Genomic DNA, 18,478 nt, shown 5'->3' with positions numbered 1-18,478 from the left:
TCCGGACGACTTACGCAAGCATATTTTATGTATACACAAAATAAAAATCAATCATGGAAAAGAAACAAACAATTAAACAGTATTGCCACCAGTTTAGGTTGGGCGGGATTTATAACCAAATCGATCAACTGGTATCAGCTGCGGAAGCAGCTGGTATTGGTTATCTGGAATACACCGTTAACCTGTTAAAAACCGAAGCGGTACACCGCGATTATAATGATACTCAAAAACGTCTTAAAACAGCACAATTACCCCGATCCAGCGACTTAAACCTGTTCCAGTGCAAGAATGATAGCGGATTGTCTAAGGCTCGCTTAAATCAGCTTAGAGAGCTTAACTGGCTTGATCAGGTTTATAATATTCTTCTTACGGGGCCCTCTGGAACGGGTAAATCCATGCTGGCCGCAGGTCTTTGTGCAGATGCGGTGCAAAAGGGATACAAAGCCTACTTCAGGGATATGGAGGGACTTATCAACATGTTCAAAATGAAAGATTTTTCTGCTTCCGCTAAGATTGAATATAAGAGATTATCCAAAGCCCATTTAATCGTTATAGATGACCTGATGTCGTTTCCTATTGAAAAAAATCATGCTGTCTCATTTTTTAATTTTTTCAACAGTACCTATGAAAAAACAGCCTTTATCATCACTACCAATAAGAACCCCGCAGAATGGGCTACTATGCTCAATGATGAGGTACTGGCAACCGCCTTACTGGACAGATTATTATTCCAGTGTGAAGTAATAAATCTAACAGGAAAAAGCTTCAGACTGGAAAATAGGAAAACAATTTTTGAGCTTACAAACAAATAAATAATACATTTACCTCACTCTGCAGTATTGCTGCCGTTTTTTAGGTATCATTGCTGCCGAAAATAATGTACCATTGTTGCCGAAAACTCTGTATTTATATCTGCCGAAAACTCTGCATTGTTATCTGCCGATTACAGATTACTATCCTTTTGGTTCACAAATACTGGGTAGGAGTTTTGATAGCAGTAAGTATCGTTATGGTTTTAATGGGAAGGAGAATGATAATGAGGTGAAAGGAGAGGGGAATGAGCAGGATTATGGGATGAGGGTGTATGATCCGAGGGTGGGGAGGTTTTTGAGTGTGGATCCATTAACAAATGATTATCCGTGGTATACACCTTATCAATTTGCAAGTAATAGTCCTATTTTGTGTCTGGACGTTGATGGGTTAGAGGTAGATCCATTTACTATTGGTAGAGCAGTATCTAGTAATCGGGAATGGGAGGCCAATGTGCGTAAAACAGATCCGGAACACGCAAACCAACGGATTTATGAAGCTAATAAAAAAGCTTTTTTAACGATGGGAAGTATGCTGAAACTTAGGACTGGAGCTCAATTGCAATAAAATAACTATACTCAAAGTGCCTCAATATTGGATCAATGGCCGCTTAATTTATTACTGAACCATTGATGTTATAAAAAGTTAAATAAATGACAGCAAATGAATTTTTGGAAGAACTAAAATCCCAAATCCCTTCGGTTGATATTTTAGTTGAGAATAATATATCAGATGAAGAGATAAAAAGAAATATAAAGCCTTTACTGGATTTGGATGTTCAATTTAAAGAAACTTCAGAAGAAGTGGACATTATAATTGAATTATTAAATTTGTACGATTTATCAAAAGTTGAGATAGGAATGATCGTTTTTAATAAGACGATTACTGAAGATGAAGATTATTATTATATAGGGAGGGTAGAAGTTGATTTGTTAGTAATTAATAAGCATACTGGTACTGTTCAGGTTCTGGAGTATGACGAACCTACTCACACTTTATGTGATTGTGCTCGTGAAAGCTCCGCATTTTTACAGGCATTATTAGTTTGTAATAAATTTTTTTGGGAATGTTATTTGGATGATGATGTCTATAATGATGAAAATAAAAGGAAAGCTGTTGTAGAGAAATGCACATATATTGCTGGGGGGGATTCTTTTTTCGATTTTTATGCAATGTTGACATGACTTGAGTATTAGAACATGTTTAAAATTTCAGAGGTGTCATTTTAGAAGATTATATCAAAGTGGTCTCCTCTGGGTGCCATCTCGGAAGCGATCTTTATACTTTGATATATTCATTAGGAGGTTATAGGTATGGGTTCAATGGGCAGGAGAGAAGTGATGAATTAACCGGAGAGGGAAAGCATAATACAGCTCAATTTTGGGAATTTGATACCAGGATTAGAAGAAGATGGAATCTGGATCCTAAGCCGCAAATTGGGATTAGTGAATATAGTGGCTTTAATAATAATCCATTACTATATTCGGGATTTTTAGGAGATTCAAGCATAACTACAGTTCCAGAATTAATCGCAGAGCAAACGGAACAAGCATTTAAAAGTGGCTTAATTAAGCTAAGTATTCCGGTATCGAAATATGATGATATTGGAATTATAACGCAACCTGATCCTGATATATGGGGAGGAAGTCCAGTGATATATGGTATGAAGTCCTTTTCATTCCATTATCATTTGAACTTACAAAAAAATGAAAGAGAGAATATTAAAATTTTACTCTCTCATCAATAATGCATAATCATCATCGTTAAATAGTTTCCCAAGATATACCTCTTTAATTGAACTTATCCAATTATAATTCCCTACTTTCACAACCTTTAAATGTAACCTTTCTATCTGCCTTATCACCCCAGTATCTTTTATTACCCTATGTCGAATAATCAAACCATCAGCCCTATCAAACTCCTCATCTTCCAACTTTGAATAAGAAGCTAATGATGTAAACCGTAATTCCGGGATATCATAAAAAGACTGTGTCAAAAAACTATACGGTTGAAAAGGATTATCTCCCTCTAAAAAATACACCTTAGCAGAACGAGCCATATGCGTATGAATATATCTCGTCATAGCAATTCTTCCTTCCGACGGCTTGTAAAATATAACCGTTATCAAAGCAATGACATTGATAACTGATAAACCCCAAAACAATATACGGCTAATTATTATTCGCTGCAGAGAATAAAATGCAGTCACTATGAGGAAGGGTAAGAAGTTAGTTATTGGAAATAAGAACCGTACTTCCTTATGCATGATAACAAAATGCACGAGTGATAAGGGAATAATACACCATAGTAATAATGAAGCTGGTTTCCTGTAGCCAACAATTATCACTGCAATATAAATAAGGATGCCTATAGGCCATATACATGCAATGATAGTTTCAGCTAAAAATGCATACCAGCTCATGGTCCCAAATTGTGATGCTACATCCCGAACTATATTTACGTTAAAATAATTGATGGCAGTAATCGTAAAGGTATCATAGAAGAGATAATCCAGCCAAACACCTGCCAATAGTATACTTACAAATGCAATACCAGTGATCAATAATTTTTTCACCGGCCATTTCCCGATAAAAAACAACCACGAAAATAATCCCGCAAACATAATTCCAGTCTGAAAACGTGCAAGAAAAGCAAACCCACACAAAATACCTACAATAGCAGCAGTGCGTTTGTCTTCATATACATAACTTACAGCCCACAAAAATAACAGCCCACTCCATGTCTCTGCACTAAACCTTACATTAATAAATGGCAGGAACCATAAGAGGTAAGATAATAACTGATAAACCGGCACTACATGAACGGGTAATAGTTTAGCAGTGGCCCTAAAAAAACGATCGATAGCGAATATAGCAAACGCAGCGGTCAACAATCTTAAGATAAGCATTACTGTATATGGGTTAGCTACAATTTTCATTACCCAAAAGGCTATCCATGGCATAAATGAAGAACGGATGGCCTCGTTAAACTCCCAGGGTAACTGAAAATCCTCAATATTGCCCAATTTATAAGCAGCAAATTCTATAATTTGAAAATGCTCATCAGGATGATAATACCCTTCCGAAAAAACTGTTGCAATAGCATATACAAAGATGGCAATGAAGGTGATTAATTTATAAGAGATGTCTTTCATAGAGGAAATAATTGGCAGGTTAAATTAATTAATCAGCTGATCAAAAGCCGGGTAATGTTAAAATAGAATAAAAATTATTAAAATATTGATATTACCAAAAATGTAATTTATATTTGATCCAGCGAGGAAAGTATACCATTAGATCAATCAATTTCTGTGTTTAACCTATAAGTTATTATTATATAACAGTTTAAACCCAATCCTTTCCAAAGTTAGAAGTTTACTTTTACTTCAGTTGTGCCTATGAGTCGTGCTATCAGGTTTGTTAATTAATCTCACTTAGTGAGATCCTTAAGTTAGCTTCTATAACAGATTAGTTTCGACATATTTAACCCATATCCGGTTCAGGAAAAATGGACCAGGAAGTGCGTATGCATTGAGGAAAGACAATGCTACACGTAAGAAGAGGTGCTGTGCTTAATTACCATTAAAACATACCTAATATTTCATTTACTGTTTATGTTTTCACTTTTGAATCGAATGAATAATTCAGTCAAAAGTCAATTTATTCCACAGGTATTTTCAGGCGACCGTATCCAAATAAAGACGATAAATCTAATTGTTATTGTCTCTTTGATTGCATGTTGTCTTATCACCTACCAGCAGGTTTTTGATAATGATTTTCAGTATAAATGGGACGACCAGTGGGTCGTCATTAACTCCTATACTGAAGAGGGATTGAATCATTATAATCTGTGGAATGTATTGACTGAATTTTACCATGGACAGTATGCACCTGTCAATGAGTTTTTTTATATTTTGTTGTATACCTTTTTTGGATATGATCCATTTTGGTTTCATGCTGCCAGTTTGTTGGTACACATCTCCAACGTGCTATTACTCTACTTTCTTGTACTCAGAATCCTACTGACCGGAAATAAGGAGCAGGCCGGTGCCTGGCGCATTCCATTTATAACGGCGTTATTATTTGCCATTCATCCGTTCCTCGTACAGGCAGTGGCCTGGATGGCGGCATCAAAGATTATTGTTTATACTTTATTCTATTTGATAGCCCTGCATTTTTACATCACGTACATCACTACAGAGAAATATCGGTATTATTTTCTGGTCATCCTGTTTTTTATTATCTCCTTTGGTGCAAAGGAACAGGCTGTTACCTTGCCTGTATGTCTCATCCTGTTTGACTATTTCTTACAACGGAATGTGCATAAATGGAGTGTCTGGCTTGAGAAAATTCCATTCTTTCTGCTATCCATATTTTTTGGTATTCTTTCAATAATATCACAGGGTAGGACAGCGAATATGGAAGGTCAAAAAATTTACCCCTTTTATCAAAGGATAATACTGGCATCCTATACGCTGATCGAATACCTGACCAAGTGCCTGCTGCCGTTTAAATTATCCTATTTATACGTCTTCCCCAATAACCCTGGAGAACCATTACCGCTGAGATTCTGGATATATCCATTTATAATACTCATAATGGGATATTGTCTGTATCGTTATTATAAACAGCTGCGGATACTGCTTGCTGGTTTTGTGTTTTTCCTCATACACATCGGTATTGTGCTGAATTTATTTTCCCTGAAAAGATTTGAATTAGTCGCAGACCGTTATGCCTATTTAGCCGCCGCAGGCATCTTTTTCTCACTTGCCTGGTTGTTTGACCAACTAATTTCAGGAAAGAAAAAACTAAGAAAGTTATACGCCGCAATGATCATCGTGTATTTTTCCGGACTAGGTATCTATGCTTATCAACGCACATTCGTATGGCATGATTCAGACACGCTGAAAACTGAACTGCGGCACTTACTGGATACAGAGAAAGCTCACTTTTTAAATAAATCCGATTATTAACCTTAAAAGTCAAACAATGACAAAACAGAAATTAGTAAAAGCAATTGGTATTGCAACTTTTGTATTTGCAGTTGGTTTTAACATCCAGTATGCATTCGCGAATTATGACATCGCTTTAAGCAAAAACGGAAACGTTTTAGGCATTCTGGCGGTTACTTCTACAGGTACCTCTGGTACTGTTACCTCAACAGATACAAGCGGAGACACAAGCGGCGGGAAGATCTATTGCTATAGTACTTATAGCGAAGGGTCCACTACCATTACAAAATGTAATGGATGCACTGAGACAACCGCCGGTACCTATTCAGATCAATCTACTTGTAAAAAGTAATGAACATGAGCCATCCTTATTTAAGGATGGCTCATTATAAAAAAACAGGAGATGTGGAAAAACTTATTTATTATATGCGTCTTACTATTACAGGTATGTGCCTGTAATAATGATATTGAAAAGAAGAAAGCACTGATGTCCTATCTGAATGACTACAGTGATGTAGTTGGGCATAGGATAAATACCCGGGATTCGCTCTCCTTGTATTATACGCCCAATGGCGTAGCTGGACATAAGGGAGCGTATAAAATTGTTTCATTCATCAATACCAGTTGTGGAACCTGCATCCGGAAAATGGATGAATGGAACAAGTTTCTGTCAGAAGAAAAAATGGATGTCAAAGAAATCATTTTTGTAGCCCAGGGGAAGCCGGATACGTATTTCCGGGAATTCATAGATAGTACAAAACCCGCATTTTACATATATCTGGATACGAGTGGTTATTACTTATTAAATCGCCATCTTGACAGATATGTTCAGGGAACTTTTTTATTGGATGAAAATGATAAAGTCGTCATGATAGGAGATCCGGTTAGTAACGAAACAATTTATTCATTTTATAATACAATCATCCATGATAAAGTCATGTCGGAATAAACTCTTATTAGGCTTAAGTATATTTCTGTTTCAGCTGGCTTGTAAAAGTGATAAAATGAAATATGACAGAATCGTTATAAAAGAAGAGACAGCAAAAATAGATACCTTAAAAGGGTACCCTGTTGTCGGGATCGATAGTGCAGAAATTTCTTCCATTGGTATCATTGATACTGTTTTAGTAGTAGTGACTCCACATAGCAATGCATATCTTAATTTTTATGCACTCAGGGATCTTAAATTTTTGGGCAAATATGGTACGAGGGGCGATAGTAGCTACCAGTTTATGAACCCAAGGTATGACAATCAGTATTATGTAAAGGATAATGAGACCTATTTTTACCTAACTGACTATAGAAAAAACCTATACCTTAAATTCAATTTTAGAAAAGTGCTGGAGGATACTATTGTAAGACCGGAGTGGACAGTAAGGCTTCCACCTTATTTAATTTCAGGATATGCATCTTTATTGGGATGGCGTGATAGTCTGATTTATGGTAGTAGCATCAGCTCACGTTATAAAGGGCGGTTTTTTGTTTATGATATAAAAAAGAGAAAAACAAGCTGGATTAAGAATTTCAGTAAAGTAGATAGTGTCGATATCCCTGCCAGCGCGGAAGCGTATTACTACTATGCGCAGAATGCGTTTAATATGAAGAAAGGTATTATGGCCTCTGCAATGACATTGTTTAAGAGAGTAGACTTTGTTATACCAGACAGTAATAAGATCCAGACATCTATATTTGAAAATGCGGCAACAAGACCGATACCGGTTATTAAGCCTGGAAATGCGATGATGCCTTATGCAGATACTAAAACTTATTATATAACTACTTACGGAGGTAATAATTATTTATACGCGTTATGCCTGAATAAGGAGTATGCTAATTATTTTCAGGAAAATTCAAATATGGAGTTACATATATTTTCATGGGATGGGCAGCTGAAAAAAATTTATTATCTGGATCAGTCGTATCTGGGTTTTTTTGCTGTAGATGAAAAGCAAAACAAGTTATATACGATTAAATACAGGAATGAAAGCAAACCAGTAGTTGTGCGTTATGATTTACCTGCTGAAATTAACCAATAATACAATGATATATGAAGCTAGGAATTGTTGTTATCGTAATATTGTCCGCACTGGATGTTTTTTTTGTAATGCGGCTTAAAAACTCTTCTGAACAGATCAGACAATTAAATTTTGTGCTTGCAGCGAAAGAAAGTCAGATCGCAGAAGTTACAGCAAAAGCATCCTATTTAAATGATAACCTGATTATAGGGTACAATAAATTTACTGTTGCTGATAGTGTTATCGGGAATCTTCACTTAACAAAACCACTTCTCATTTTAAGAATACATTCAGCTGACTGTAACACTTGTATTGCGCAGAGTCTGAAAGTATTAGAAATGAAAGCCCATGAGTTAAAGTATAACGTAGCGGTATTTGCAGATTTTCAATCAGTAAATGCGGTTAAGCAGGAATTTTCGGTTAGATACCCTATCTTTATTGTCGGAAAAAATAAGATAGATATCGATAAGAAAGCGGGTGAAAGTGCGTATTATTTTGTGCTGGGAAAAGATAATCAATTGCATGATGTCTTTATGCCTAAATCCGGTAGAATGAATCTTTTTGAAGAATATTTAGCTGCGTTATAATATTATTCCACACTTATGGTGAGTATTCTTTTAAACAGGAAAACCTATAATACTACATTCTTTATAAGTATTATTGGATTGGCTCTAGGTCTGACCAGTCTGATTGTGATCACTTTATACCTGAACTATGAACTGAATTATGATCGCTGGTCTCCGGAATTAAAACACATATATGGTGCAGGTGTATTGGATGAGGCTTATGATAAGGAAGAATGGACTTACTACTGTGATTCAAGAATGGGATTTGCCCTCAAATCCGGCATGCCTGATGTAAAGGCCCTTACCATGATTAGCCTTGCAGGGGGAAGAGGACAGATTGGGATAACTACGGAAAACAATTCATTTCTTGAAAAGGATATGCTTGATTGCGATAGCTCCTTTTTTGATGTATTCCCTTATAAGTTTATTGCCGGTAACCGAAAGACGGCTTTAAAAAATCCTAACACAATAGTAATTTCAGAATCGCTTGCAAAGAAATGGTTTGGTACAAAAGAAGTAGTGGGTAGATCTGTCAGTTTAAAGCGATGGAACCAGGACAAATCAATATCATATCAGATAGAGGGGGTAATTGAATTGCCAGCGTTACCATCGCTGCTTCACTTTACTGCTATATATCATTCCAGTAGTGGGAATTTGGATATTCCCCCTACAGATCTGGGAGAAACGATGCCCTGCAGGATCTTTATGCGGCTAAATCCCGGTGCAAACACAGAGCGGTTGCAAACACTTGCATATGGTATATATGCCCGGGAAATGGGCATATTATACGATTCACGACGGAACCATAACCTGACTGTACATAACAAAATATTGCCGGATGGGTTTAGGTTACAATCATTAGAAGATATACATATCCATCCCTTGCAGGGTAAAGGGATCATGAATATTGCAGCCCCACTAATAGGACTCTCTGTTTTATTATTATTGCTGGCTATTACGAATTTTACGAACCTTTCCGTTGCCGCGTCATTTTACCGTATAAAAAGCATAAGTGTCAAAAAGATATTAGGCGCATCCAGAATTCATCTGATGTTAGAAATATTAGGAGAGGTTGCCGTTAAATGTCTTACAGCTTTGCTTTTAAGTTGTTTACTCTCCGTATTGCTATTGCCTTTTATCAATGACATTTTTCAGATATCGATTTCGCTGAAGCAAAATATTAATCTACCTGTTTTTGTATTACAGCTTCTCGGTATTTTCATCATGACGTGTATGTTGTCCGCTGTTTATCCATGTCTGTTTCTTACGAATTTTAGCCCTCTGGGTGCTTTCAGGGATGAAAATGGATCAATGAATAGGCGACAGTTTGTTGGCAATACGCTTATCGTACTTCAGTTTTCTATCACCGTCGTCTTTATTGTTTCTCTGATCGTAATGACGCTGCAGATCAGGTATATGCAAAAAAGCGATCTGGGCTTTAGTCCAATGGGGTTGTTGCATATTGAATCTCCGGTCAATCCTCGTATGATAAGTGAAATAGAACAACTGCCAGGTGTTAAATATGTAGGTGTTAGTTCTCAAAAGAGCAATCAGGAAGATGATTTTTTATTTGAGACGTCTTATGAAGGTCAAATAAAAAAGATGTTTCTTATTTCTGTTGGTTATCAGACACTTCATGCACTGAATGTTCAGGTACAGCAGGGACGATTATTCTCAAAGGAATACGGACTTGACTCAGAAAATGCAGTTGTATTAAATAAAGCGGCAGCAGATCTTTTGGGGAAGAATATGCTGGGGAAAACTATTTACGGAGGAAGAGAGCGGTTTCCGCTTACTGTGGTAGGTGTCATTAACGACTTTAAGTATCATGGATTTGAACAAAAAGTAGGTCCATCTGCTTACATGATTAATACTCATATCGGTTCATCAGGTACAAGCAATCTGCTTATTAAAATAGATGATCGTGCAAAAATGATGGTGATAGGGGGAGTTAAAGGAATATGGGAACGTTATTATCCTGGATACCCACTCAGGTATGATTTTCTGGAAGATGAATATAACCAGCTGAATGCAGAACATGAGCGATTGAAGAATATTTATTACATTTTTTCTACAGTTTCACTGATGCTTGCCCTGATCGGATTGTTTGCTTTGACTACTTTCATGATCAGGCAACGACTAAAGGAATTCAGCATCAGGAAAACATTAGGTGCATCTTCTGCAACAATACTTACCATGATTAGCAGAAAGTATCTGTGGCTAGTGCTCATTGCCAATTTATTGGCGTATCCTGTTGTGTTTTTCTGGGCAAATAATTGGTTAGATAATTTTGCTTACAGAATACATATGCCATTTGGAGCTTTTATTGTCACGACAGTACTGTCTTTAATTACTACAGGTATCACGCTGGCTATTCAGATTGGCAGTATTGCAGGGGCAAGTCCGGTTAAATATTTGAAAAGTAATTAGGGACCTGTTTAAACAGGTCTTTACTTTTGTTTAGGTACACAATTTATTATTTACCAATCTCTCTAATATTGAGATCTAAGGCTGGTAAAAACAAAAAGTATAAAGGGTAAAAAAGTGTTAGATTAAAAGATTATTGAATCTGATTATTTAAGTTAAAATAAATTACTGTTTGCAAATCTATGAAGGCTTGTTCTTTGGAACTGGCCTTATGCTTTTTCATTATTCCTCCAATCGTTAATATAATACTCACAATAAATTTTGAAATCTCTTTTTATTCTCTAATTTTGCTCACATCTAACTATTTTAACCTTTTCTGTCTGTGAATTGCCTATACCCGTTTTTTAATCCAAATACAAAAACTATGTCATAATTTTTACTCATTAAAAATCTTGGGACCCATTACCGGTGTAAGCATACCTATACATGTTTATTCCCAATCACTACTGCTTAAATAGCAAGTTGAAATCACATATACATTATGTTATTCTTCCTCACGGCAGGGAGCCTGGTAACCTATGCGCAATTACAACGTAGTACCTCGCTGCCCGGCGCCCTGGGTAAAGGACCCATAGTTGCATTCCCCCGTGGTATTAAACAATCTTCCGGCGAAGTGTCCTATATCTTAGCTTCCGACACAGCTGGCAATATTAACCTTGTACCCTTACATGCAAATAACTATGACACCATAACCCGGCCACTATTACTCCGTAAGCCTTTCCTGAAGGTGCATGGGAATGTCATGTATGACTATTACTACCAATCCGGCGTTGTTATCCCATATATCAGCAAAAAGATATTTACCAGCATACAATACAGATTTATCTCAACCTCACCATCAGGGATCAATACCCCGTACGCGTCGGTTTCACAACCGCCAGAGGAAATTCAACCCTGTTTCGCAATATCACAGGTATCAATATGAAGTACACCAACCGGGACTTCAAAAACCTCCTGTACGATAAGCTTCAGAATTGGGATGGTGCACAGATAAGTACGAATACTACAAGCATAGTCCGCTGGCTCGTGCAGTCATTGGTCATCAACAGGTACAGGGTCTCTGAGTATGAAATTAGAACGATCCTTTTTATGAGCAAGTCAGTATCTCTATGTTAGTATTATTATAATAGGTTACGGATACTTTATAACCCAATTAAAAAACTCTTATTAATACTTAAAATATCGTGTATGAAATCACTATCTCTTATTTTATCCTTTATTCTTTTTCTATGTTTTTCCTGCTATTCGCAAGAAATCGATGATGTTGTGTGTTCATATAAAATTAACGGCACTCCCGTTTATGGAATCAAAATAAAGACCAATATACCTTATGGTATAAATATAAGTATGCCTACACTTATGATAGAAGGATATGACTACCAATATACCAACCCGATTAATCTTACATTATGCTGGTATATTAATACTGCTGGTGATTTTACTCATTATGCCGTAACCTCTTCAGGTTCATTTAATCCCCCCATAACCCTGGCTAACGAAAATGGGAAAATTTCGATTTTTATCGATTCCAAAGCTTATTGGATAAGGTTTCATGTTAGAGTTTTTGCAAAGGGGTTCCCTGGTGAGACTGCTGCAAATTTTGGTGGTTGGTCGGTTGTAGATAGTACATTAATTGCTTCAGCTACAAATCCTGTCATTGTTCCTTATAAGAATTCGTTTGTAGGTAATGTTTATTTGCCAGATAGTGTAACATCTACGGAAAGTGGCAAATTTGGGATTGGAACCCTACTTCCAAGAGCCTCCTTAGATGTGGCTGGAACTTCAGGTGATTCGCTGACTTCCGTTTTGGCTAGATTATCCGGTGGAAATAATACGGGTAAGGGAACTTATATAGGTATTCGATCATATTCAACTGCTTTAAATTCGCCTGCATTCGGCGTCGTTTCTAGTATTGCTGGCGTAGAGGGTGCTAAAGTTCTTTTTATGAGACATAATAACTCTACCGGTCAATTTTTAGCTTTTTGTTCAAATGATGGTACAGAAAAGATGCGTTTGGATGTAAATGGAAATCTTTGTATCGGTACCACCACAGCAGGAAATTATAAGTTAGCCGTTGAAGGAACCATTGGTGCAAGAAAGCTACAAGTTACGCAAACTAGTTGGGCTGACTTTGTTTTCAAGCCATCTTACAATCTACCTTCACTTAGTAGTATAGAGAAATATATTAGTGAAAATCAACACCTGCCTGGCATTCCTGCAGAATCGGATGTATTAGCCCATGGGGTTGATCTCGGCGAAATGAATAGATTATTGTTGCAGAAAGTGGAAGAGATTACTTTATACCTTATTGAAGAACATAAAAGTAATGAGAGGTTAAAAGAAGAGAATGAAGAATTGAGAAAGCGTGTTGATAAAATTATGTCGTTACTAGAAGCTAAAAGATGATGGGGATTGATTTTCATTCAATGCATATATCTTCTATGACTTGAAATGTGTTCATTGTTTTTTATCCTGCATTTGGGGTGTTGCATTTTTTATTTATTAATTGTTTGCGATTATGAAATCATTATTATTTGTCCTAACATTGATTTTGTTATTGGGGTATAGGGGATATTGCCAGGATAGCACTATCGATATGGTGCCGGATAAATATTTTTCAATGATAATTTTCAAATCAGATAACAATCACAATCATTTACCCATTTACGTTATCGAACACTTATTTAAGATTCACCACTTCATAACCACCTGAACCCCAATAATTCCCACAATAAAAAAGAGCGAAAAATTACTGTTAAAGTAATTTTTCGCCTAATGTGCACGGGAGGAGTTCTCTATCTAACATTTGATCCCATTATTGATTTTGATAAGAATTGTAAATGGAGAAAATGAAAGCAATGTGGAGCTGAATGCAAATAATTTTGACTTTTTCGACATTTTTTAAGCAACATCCATGTAATTAAAGGCTGTGTGAAGAACAAAGATTATTTGCTCTCCCCCAAAAGATTTTTTAATTAATAGACGATTGCCAAATGAGTTAAATCTGTTGTATTACTTTTTGACTGCGATAATAGTGATCTGTTGAAATAAAAACAGGGTAATCTCCAGGAATGGAAGCTACCCTTTTGTATTTCCATGATGAAAAAAATAATGATTAGTTCTTTACCCTGTTTGATTCAGTATCAGCTCCTGTGCTATTATGTTTACGTTGACCCTTTACCGCCTTTCCCAAACGAAGGCTTAACGTAAGGATAGCTGCTCTTGAATCAGAAAGCGTTTTAAAGTATGCATCTGTCAGCTGAAGGTTGGTGATTGTACCTTTGCTGATATTGGTAAACAGGATATCCGACACACTGAATTTGAGCGTTGCCTTTGGCGATAATACTTTCGCTACAGCTGCATTCAATCTGCCCCTGGCTGCCAGCTCAAATTGTACGTTTGTCATTTTGGTCTGATAATAACCATCTAGCTGAATAATCCAATTCTTCTTCAATTTAAACTGTGCCATCCCCTGCGTATACAAGTAAGTACTTTTGGTATCCAGTAAGCCTGTATAGAAATTACCTTTAGAATGAAAATAGTTTAACTGTGCATTGATTTGGAAAGTAAACCAGGGGGTAGGGTCCAGACCTGCACCCAGGTCAAGTGTATAGAGTTTTGTTTTTCCAATATTTCCAGGTCTGCTATAGTAGATATTGTCAATGATCTCAATCGTTTCAAACACCTGGTCTTTCGTGTTTGTATAACTTGCTGTGGCAGTCAGTTTGTTTTTGAAGATATAGCCCAATTCTACCTTTGTCGAAAGGGATGGTTGCAGATAAGGATTTCCTGTGTAGTAGGAAAACTTATCCAAAGGAGATATAAAGGGATTGAGGTCCTGGTAATAAGGCCTGTCAATCCTTCGGCCAAAGTTAAATTTAAGCTGATGATCGCTTAATGAATCCAGGCTATACATCAGGAATACCGTAGGGAAGATGTTCGTATAATTACGGTCAAAGGCCGAATCAGGTTTCTCTACGTTCCCAAGCTGATGTCCTTTAGAAGAAGTTGTTTCGAGACGTAATCCCAACTGTACACTCAACCTGTTGAAATCCTTATTCAAGTTTACATAGCCTGCATTGATATTTTCCTTATAACTAAAATTGTTTGTTTTTTCATAATCCGGTGAAGTGATGCCTCCAATAGTATTGAAATAATTAGCGATGTTGGAGGTATTGGTATAGCTGCTCTTCGCACCTGCTTCAAATTTCCAGTCACCTTTGAACGTCTGGCTATAATCTACCTTTCCAGAATAAATTTTAATATCAGTTGGCAAATTACCATCCAGTTTGTCTTCCGATTTGAATACTCCTTCCGGAGAATAGCTTTTGTTAGAGAATACCTGGTCGTTGTTGATATCGTATGTCAGGTAGTCGAAATTGGCAAGAATAGATGGACCATTCTTATAGAAATCATGTTTGATATTGAAATTGACACCATGGCTTTTGAATTTACCATCTTCATTGTTGATCGAAACGATTGAAGAATCCAGTATCATCTTGCTATCATATATTTGCCCGGTGCTTGTATTGGTATTCTTTGGATAACGTAGCATATTGTCAAGGGTGATGCCCAGGGTGGTGTTCTCAGAAGCATAGAAATCTGCACCAACAGTTGCCTTTACACCATATCCTTTCCGGCGGATGTAGGAGTCCTGTGTAAAGATATCTTTCAGACTGCCATCCTCATTTTTATATTTCCTGGTGATGCTGATATCGTTATAGTTATTTCGTGTACCGTATGCAAAGTTGCCAAAGAAGTTGAATTTATTGTGGCGGTAGTTAAAGTCAAGACTATTATTCACGCTGGTGTATTTTGAAAATCTTGGGCTTAAGTTAATACCCATATTAAAACCCTGGATCTTCTTTTTTACAGTTTTAATATTGATAATACCTCCATTACCTGCTGCATCATATTTGGCAGGTGGATTGGTCATGATTTCCACCTGTGCCAGTGTGGAGGAAGGAAGTGAGCGTAAATAATTCTGCAGATCAGCACCTGAAAGATAGGAGGGTTTGTCATCAATAAAAATGGTAACCCCCTGTTGTCCTTTCAGGCTGATTGTACCGTTAGGATCTACGCGCACGCCTGGTGCTTTTTCCAGTACTTCCAGCGCGGTAGTACCGGCATTGGAAATCATGGCATCCACATTTACGACGGTTCTGTCTATTTTTTGTTCAATAAAACTCTTCTTGGCTGTTACGGCTACTTCTTTCAGCTCAATATCTGCTTTACTCACTATAAAGACCGGCAATGTAGTCTGGTTGTTGGATGAGTCGATTGTAAAAGGAGCACTTTCATATTTGACGAGTCCTACTGCCGTTGCTACTATCCTGTAGATGCCGGGCCGGATATCTTCAAATGAAAAAGATCCGTCAGTAGCAGATACCTCAAATTTGACTGGTTGTGTATTGCCTGCTACCAATAATGATATGGTGGCTGCGTTGACAGGCTGCTGGTCAGCCTGTACGATCTTTCCAATGATCTTGCTGACAGGCAGCTGGGCTTTTGTGGACAGAGAGAGGAGCATGACACTTACAGCCATGAGGGTTATCAAGGGTTTCATCTAAGAATGTTTATGGATTATGTAATGGTTATATGGGTTTAATCACACTTTTCAAGCCCATGCAGGTATTAATGAGCTTATCCAAAGCGGCCTGACTATTTAATTTTTTATCTGCTTTTACATAAAAGTTTCCCTGGGATGCTTTGATATCAAAGCGGGTATTGTCAGCAGTTACCACTTCTTTCTTTACTTTATGAGTGGTGCCGAAAATTACAACCGGGGAAAAACAGCTATCTATGTACTTTTCTACCAACTCAGCCTGACTGGCATTGTAGGATGCGCGAAACACATAAGCAGTAGGTGTCTCAGCGTAAGAAACTGCCGTTTTATGACTGGTCGTATTATTACTAAGGAACAAACTTATTGAAATGATAACTAATACCACGCTAACCGAAAATAGAATATATGCCGTTTTCATACATGTAAGCATTAATGTGAGGAATATGATGGTAACCAGCCATGCTTTATTTTTCAATCTTTTTCACCCAGAAGTAATAACCTAAAAAGCCCAATGCTACACTTACAGCCATTATAATTACAGAGTGAATGCCGATCGGAGGGAAAAATGTGATAATTGTTAATCCTACAGCAATGGCAGTAAGAATGGCAAACCATTTAATTGCTGCAATCTGCTCACTTTTACGTGGAAGCATATTGGCAATAACCTCTTCTGAAACTCCTTTTTGCAGCATCTTTTTCTTTAGCTGATTATTCAGCAATATTCTGAGCAATGAAAGAATAAAGGAAGATGCTATAAAAAGGACTATGGTGGCCACTGTACTCCTGAGCAGTTCAGTGGTGATTTCGCTGTTCGCGGGAAAAAGCGGTGATTGTGCAAATACTGATACAGGTGCAACAAGCATTATAGTAGTGATGATCTTTTTCATTTTTTTCTGTTTTATTGTTTATACCGTATATGACCGGTCAAACAAATGAATGTTGCATCTTTTTCAATAAAAATTTAACAGGCGAATTTTTTCCCTGTAAGAGGTCACCATTTCCCTGCCCAGGAAGCCCGCAATAACCAGGGCTGTCACTATAATAATATATAAGGTGTACTCGGGAATGCCCTTTGCAAGATTAGAAAGGAACCTGCTCATTATAAAGATAGGAATACAAAAAACGGCCACAGCTATTCCAATGGTAGGTATGATAGACCATTGACTGTTGGAAACAGCCTTTTGCGGCTGAGGTAGTTGGGGCATTACCAATTGCTCCACGTCAAAATCGAATGCGGGGCTTTCCATTACTTTTAGTGAAGTGAATATTGCCTGGTAACTGGCTATTGCCGTCTTACATGCAGCACATTCCCGAAGGTGCTGTGCCTGCAGTGGATCAGCCTGTTGCAATTTCATAGCCAATTGCTGTACTTCATTCTCTGAAAGATGTACCTGCTTCATATTTCTTCTTTTTTATAGGCCGTCAGCAATTGTTGTTTAAGCGACTTTCTGGCCCTGAACAGATAATTTTTTACGGTGCCTTCCGGGAGCGACGTGATCTCAGCGATTTCACCGTAACTCATTTCTTCCTGGTGGTACAATATGATCAGCGTCTGGTAAATAGGTGGTTGAAGAATTTTGATAGCTGAGCTGAGAATAGCGGTGAGATCTTTGGCCTGTAATTCCTTTTCCACCTCATTCTGCGCGATGTTTCCCTGTTTATAACTGATACGGTCATGGTGATCTTCTGCATCATCCTCTTCAAAGTAAGAGGGCAAATACACCAATTTCTTTTTCTCGATATAATGCAGGCAGGTGTTATATGTTATCTGCCCTATCCAGGTGGAAAGCTTGGCGTTTAAACGGAACCCGGGAAGATTGGAATAGACTTTCAGATAGACATCCTGTACTATATCCTTCCGGTCGGCAGGGGAGGGAATCATTTTAAATACTATCTGGGCTACCAGTTTTTCAGTTTGCCGGATAATCCGTGTAAATGCTTGCTGGTCGCCCTTAAGCACCTGTTCGACAAGGAATTGGTCAGTGAAATTATGTTCCGCGGAATAGCTCATTGTCGAATAAGACCGGTTAACTTAGATTTTGTTGCAGTTATTTGCAAAAAAGATACAATAAAATTTTATGTATCGCAGCTATATGGCTTCAGTTTTTTGGCAAAGTGCCTGATTATTGATCCAAAGATTTGA

At 37.3% G+C, this 18,478-nt stretch carries 18 protein-coding genes; 12 read left to right on the top strand and 6 right to left on the bottom strand.

What is annotated here, in order from left to right; translation table 11 throughout:
• Nucleotides 1–53 precede the first annotated feature (53 nt).
• The 4 genes from istB to QQL36_RS33430 all read left to right on the top strand — a co-directional run bounded on the left by istB (nt 54) and on the right by QQL36_RS33430 (nt 2,557).
• Nucleotides 54–812: an IS21-like element helper ATPase IstB gene (gene istB, locus QQL36_RS33445; RefSeq protein ID WP_321566677.1), complete on the top strand. Its 759-nt coding sequence runs from the start codon at nt 54–56 to the stop codon at nt 810–812.
• Nucleotides 813–885: 73 nt separating this feature from the next.
• The gene (locus QQL36_RS33440; protein ID WP_321568243.1) at nt 886–1,377 is read left to right on the top strand and encodes an RHS repeat-associated core domain-containing protein; all 492 of its coding nucleotides are present in this window, start codon (nt 886–888) and stop codon (nt 1,375–1,377) included.
• A gap of 86 nt (nt 1,378–1,463) precedes the next feature.
• The gene (locus QQL36_RS33435) at nt 1,464–1,994 is read left to right on the top strand and encodes a hypothetical protein (RefSeq protein ID WP_321568242.1); all 531 of its coding nucleotides are present in this window, start codon (nt 1,464–1,466) and stop codon (nt 1,992–1,994) included.
• A 101-nt stretch (nt 1,995–2,095) separates the two neighbouring features.
• Nucleotides 2,096–2,557 carry a hypothetical protein gene (locus QQL36_RS33430; RefSeq protein WP_321568241.1) on the top strand — a complete coding sequence of 154 codons (462 nt, stop codon included), beginning with the start codon at nt 2,096–2,098 and terminating at the stop codon, nt 2,555–2,557.
• Here QQL36_RS33430 and QQL36_RS33425 read toward each other — a convergent pair.
• A complete protein-coding gene (locus QQL36_RS33425; RefSeq protein WP_321568240.1) occupies nt 2,540–3,964 on the bottom strand; it encodes a hypothetical protein in 1,425 nt (474 codons plus the stop codon). The two genes, QQL36_RS33430 and QQL36_RS33425, sit on opposite strands and share 18 nt — an antisense overlap.
• Before the next feature lie 480 nt (nt 3,965–4,444).
• On the opposite strand from QQL36_RS33425, the gene QQL36_RS33420 reads away from it, so the two are divergent.
• The 8 genes from QQL36_RS33420 (at nt 4,445) to QQL36_RS33385 (ending at nt 13,175) form a co-directional block, all read left to right on the top strand.
• On the top strand, nt 4,445–5,782 hold the full coding sequence (locus tag QQL36_RS33420) for a hypothetical protein (RefSeq protein ID WP_321568239.1): 1,338 nt from the start codon (nt 4,445–4,447) through the stop codon (nt 5,780–5,782).
• Nucleotides 5,783–5,798: 16 nt separating this feature from the next.
• On the top strand, nt 5,799–6,113 hold the full coding sequence (locus QQL36_RS33415; RefSeq protein WP_321568238.1) for a hypothetical protein: 315 nt from the start codon (nt 5,799–5,801) through the stop codon (nt 6,111–6,113).
• A 51-nt stretch (nt 6,114–6,164) separates the two neighbouring features.
• Nucleotides 6,165–6,710, top strand: a complete 546-nt coding sequence (locus QQL36_RS33410) for a TlpA family protein disulfide reductase (protein WP_321568237.1) — start codon at nt 6,165–6,167, stop codon at nt 6,708–6,710.
• 55 nt (nt 6,711–6,765) lie between these two features.
• Entirely contained in the window at nt 6,766–7,797 is a 1,032-nt protein-coding gene (locus QQL36_RS33405) for a hypothetical protein (protein WP_321568236.1), read from the top strand.
• An 11-nt stretch (nt 7,798–7,808) separates the two neighbouring features.
• Nucleotides 7,809–8,363, top strand: coding sequence for a hypothetical protein (locus QQL36_RS33400; protein ID WP_083722164.1), 555 nt, complete (start codon nt 7,809–7,811; stop codon nt 8,361–8,363).
• A 15-nt stretch (nt 8,364–8,378) separates the two neighbouring features.
• On the top strand, nt 8,379–10,772 hold the full coding sequence (locus tag QQL36_RS33395) for an ABC transporter permease (protein WP_321568235.1): 2,394 nt from the start codon (nt 8,379–8,381) through the stop codon (nt 10,770–10,772).
• Nucleotides 10,773–11,250: 478 nt separating this feature from the next.
• On the top strand, nt 11,251–11,694 hold the full coding sequence (locus QQL36_RS33390) for a hypothetical protein (RefSeq protein ID WP_321568234.1): 444 nt from the start codon (nt 11,251–11,253) through the stop codon (nt 11,692–11,694).
• A gap of 263 nt (nt 11,695–11,957) precedes the next feature.
• Nucleotides 11,958–13,175, top strand: a complete 1,218-nt coding sequence (locus QQL36_RS33385; protein ID WP_321568233.1) for a hypothetical protein — start codon at nt 11,958–11,960, stop codon at nt 13,173–13,175.
• A 709-nt stretch (nt 13,176–13,884) separates the two neighbouring features.
• Here QQL36_RS33385 and QQL36_RS33380 read toward each other — a convergent pair.
• From QQL36_RS33380 to QQL36_RS33360, 5 genes are all read right to left on the bottom strand, one after another.
• The gene (locus QQL36_RS33380; protein WP_321568232.1) at nt 13,885–16,335 is read right to left on the bottom strand and encodes a TonB-dependent receptor; all 2,451 of its coding nucleotides are present in this window, start codon (nt 16,333–16,335) and stop codon (nt 13,885–13,887) included.
• A gap of 28 nt (nt 16,336–16,363) precedes the next feature.
• Nucleotides 16,364–16,753 carry a hypothetical protein gene (locus QQL36_RS33375; RefSeq protein WP_143708786.1) on the bottom strand — a complete coding sequence of 130 codons (390 nt, stop codon included), beginning with the start codon at nt 16,751–16,753 and terminating at the stop codon, nt 16,364–16,366.
• Between the two features lie 46 nt (nt 16,754–16,799).
• Nucleotides 16,800–17,222, bottom strand: coding sequence for a hypothetical protein (locus tag QQL36_RS33370; protein WP_321568231.1), 423 nt, complete (start codon nt 17,220–17,222; stop codon nt 16,800–16,802).
• A gap of 63 nt (nt 17,223–17,285) precedes the next feature.
• Nucleotides 17,286–17,735 (bottom strand): hypothetical protein, encoded by a 450-nt coding sequence (locus QQL36_RS33365; RefSeq protein WP_321568230.1) that lies wholly within the window; start codon nt 17,733–17,735, stop codon nt 17,286–17,288.
• Entirely contained in the window at nt 17,732–18,346 is a 615-nt protein-coding gene (locus QQL36_RS33360; protein ID WP_321568229.1) for an RNA polymerase sigma factor, read from the bottom strand. Before QQL36_RS33360 ends, QQL36_RS33365 begins: the two co-directional genes overlap by 4 nt.
• Between the last annotated feature and the right edge of the window lie 132 nt (nt 18,347–18,478).

This window comes from Chitinophaga sp. LS1, from assembly GCF_034274695.1.
Taxonomy (GTDB): domain Bacteria; phylum Bacteroidota; class Bacteroidia; order Chitinophagales; family Chitinophagaceae; genus Chitinophaga.
The sequence above is the reverse complement of the archived record's forward strand: the minus strand, read 5'-3'. Positions and strand labels throughout refer to the sequence as shown.

Coding starts and splice junctions, on each gene's coding strand:
- istB (WP_321566677.1), top strand. CDS start 54: ATGGAAAAGAAACAAACAATTAAACAGTATTGCCACCAGTTTAGGTTG.
- QQL36_RS33435 (WP_321568242.1), top strand. CDS start 1,464: ATGACAGCAAATGAATTTTTGGAAGAACTAAAATCCCAAATCCCTTCG.
- QQL36_RS33425 (WP_321568240.1), bottom strand. CDS start 3,964: ATGAAAGACATCTCTTATAAATTAATCACCTTCATTGCCATCTTTGTA.
- QQL36_RS33420 (WP_321568239.1), top strand. CDS start 4,445: ATGAATAATTCAGTCAAAAGTCAATTTATTCCACAGGTATTTTCAGGC.
- QQL36_RS33415 (WP_321568238.1), top strand. CDS start 5,799: ATGACAAAACAGAAATTAGTAAAAGCAATTGGTATTGCAACTTTTGTA.
- QQL36_RS33410 (WP_321568237.1), top strand. CDS start 6,165: ATGTGGAAAAACTTATTTATTATATGCGTCTTACTATTACAGGTATGT.
- QQL36_RS33405 (WP_321568236.1), top strand. CDS start 6,766: ATGAAATATGACAGAATCGTTATAAAAGAAGAGACAGCAAAAATAGAT.
- QQL36_RS33400 (WP_083722164.1), top strand. CDS start 7,809: ATGAAGCTAGGAATTGTTGTTATCGTAATATTGTCCGCACTGGATGTT.
- QQL36_RS33395 (WP_321568235.1), top strand. CDS start 8,379: ATGGTGAGTATTCTTTTAAACAGGAAAACCTATAATACTACATTCTTT.
- QQL36_RS33390 (WP_321568234.1), top strand. CDS start 11,251: ATGTTATTCTTCCTCACGGCAGGGAGCCTGGTAACCTATGCGCAATTA.
- QQL36_RS33385 (WP_321568233.1), top strand. CDS start 11,958: ATGAAATCACTATCTCTTATTTTATCCTTTATTCTTTTTCTATGTTTT.
- QQL36_RS33380 (WP_321568232.1), bottom strand. CDS start 16,335: ATGAAACCCTTGATAACCCTCATGGCTGTAAGTGTCATGCTCCTCTCT.
- QQL36_RS33375 (WP_143708786.1), bottom strand. CDS start 16,753: ATGAAAACGGCATATATTCTATTTTCGGTTAGCGTGGTATTAGTTATC.
- QQL36_RS33370 (WP_321568231.1), bottom strand. CDS start 17,222: ATGAAAAAGATCATCACTACTATAATGCTTGTTGCACCTGTATCAGTA.
- QQL36_RS33365 (WP_321568230.1), bottom strand. CDS start 17,735: ATGAAGCAGGTACATCTTTCAGAGAATGAAGTACAGCAATTGGCTATG.
- QQL36_RS33360 (WP_321568229.1), bottom strand. CDS start 18,346: ATGAGCTATTCCGCGGAACATAATTTCACTGACCAATTCCTTGTCGAA.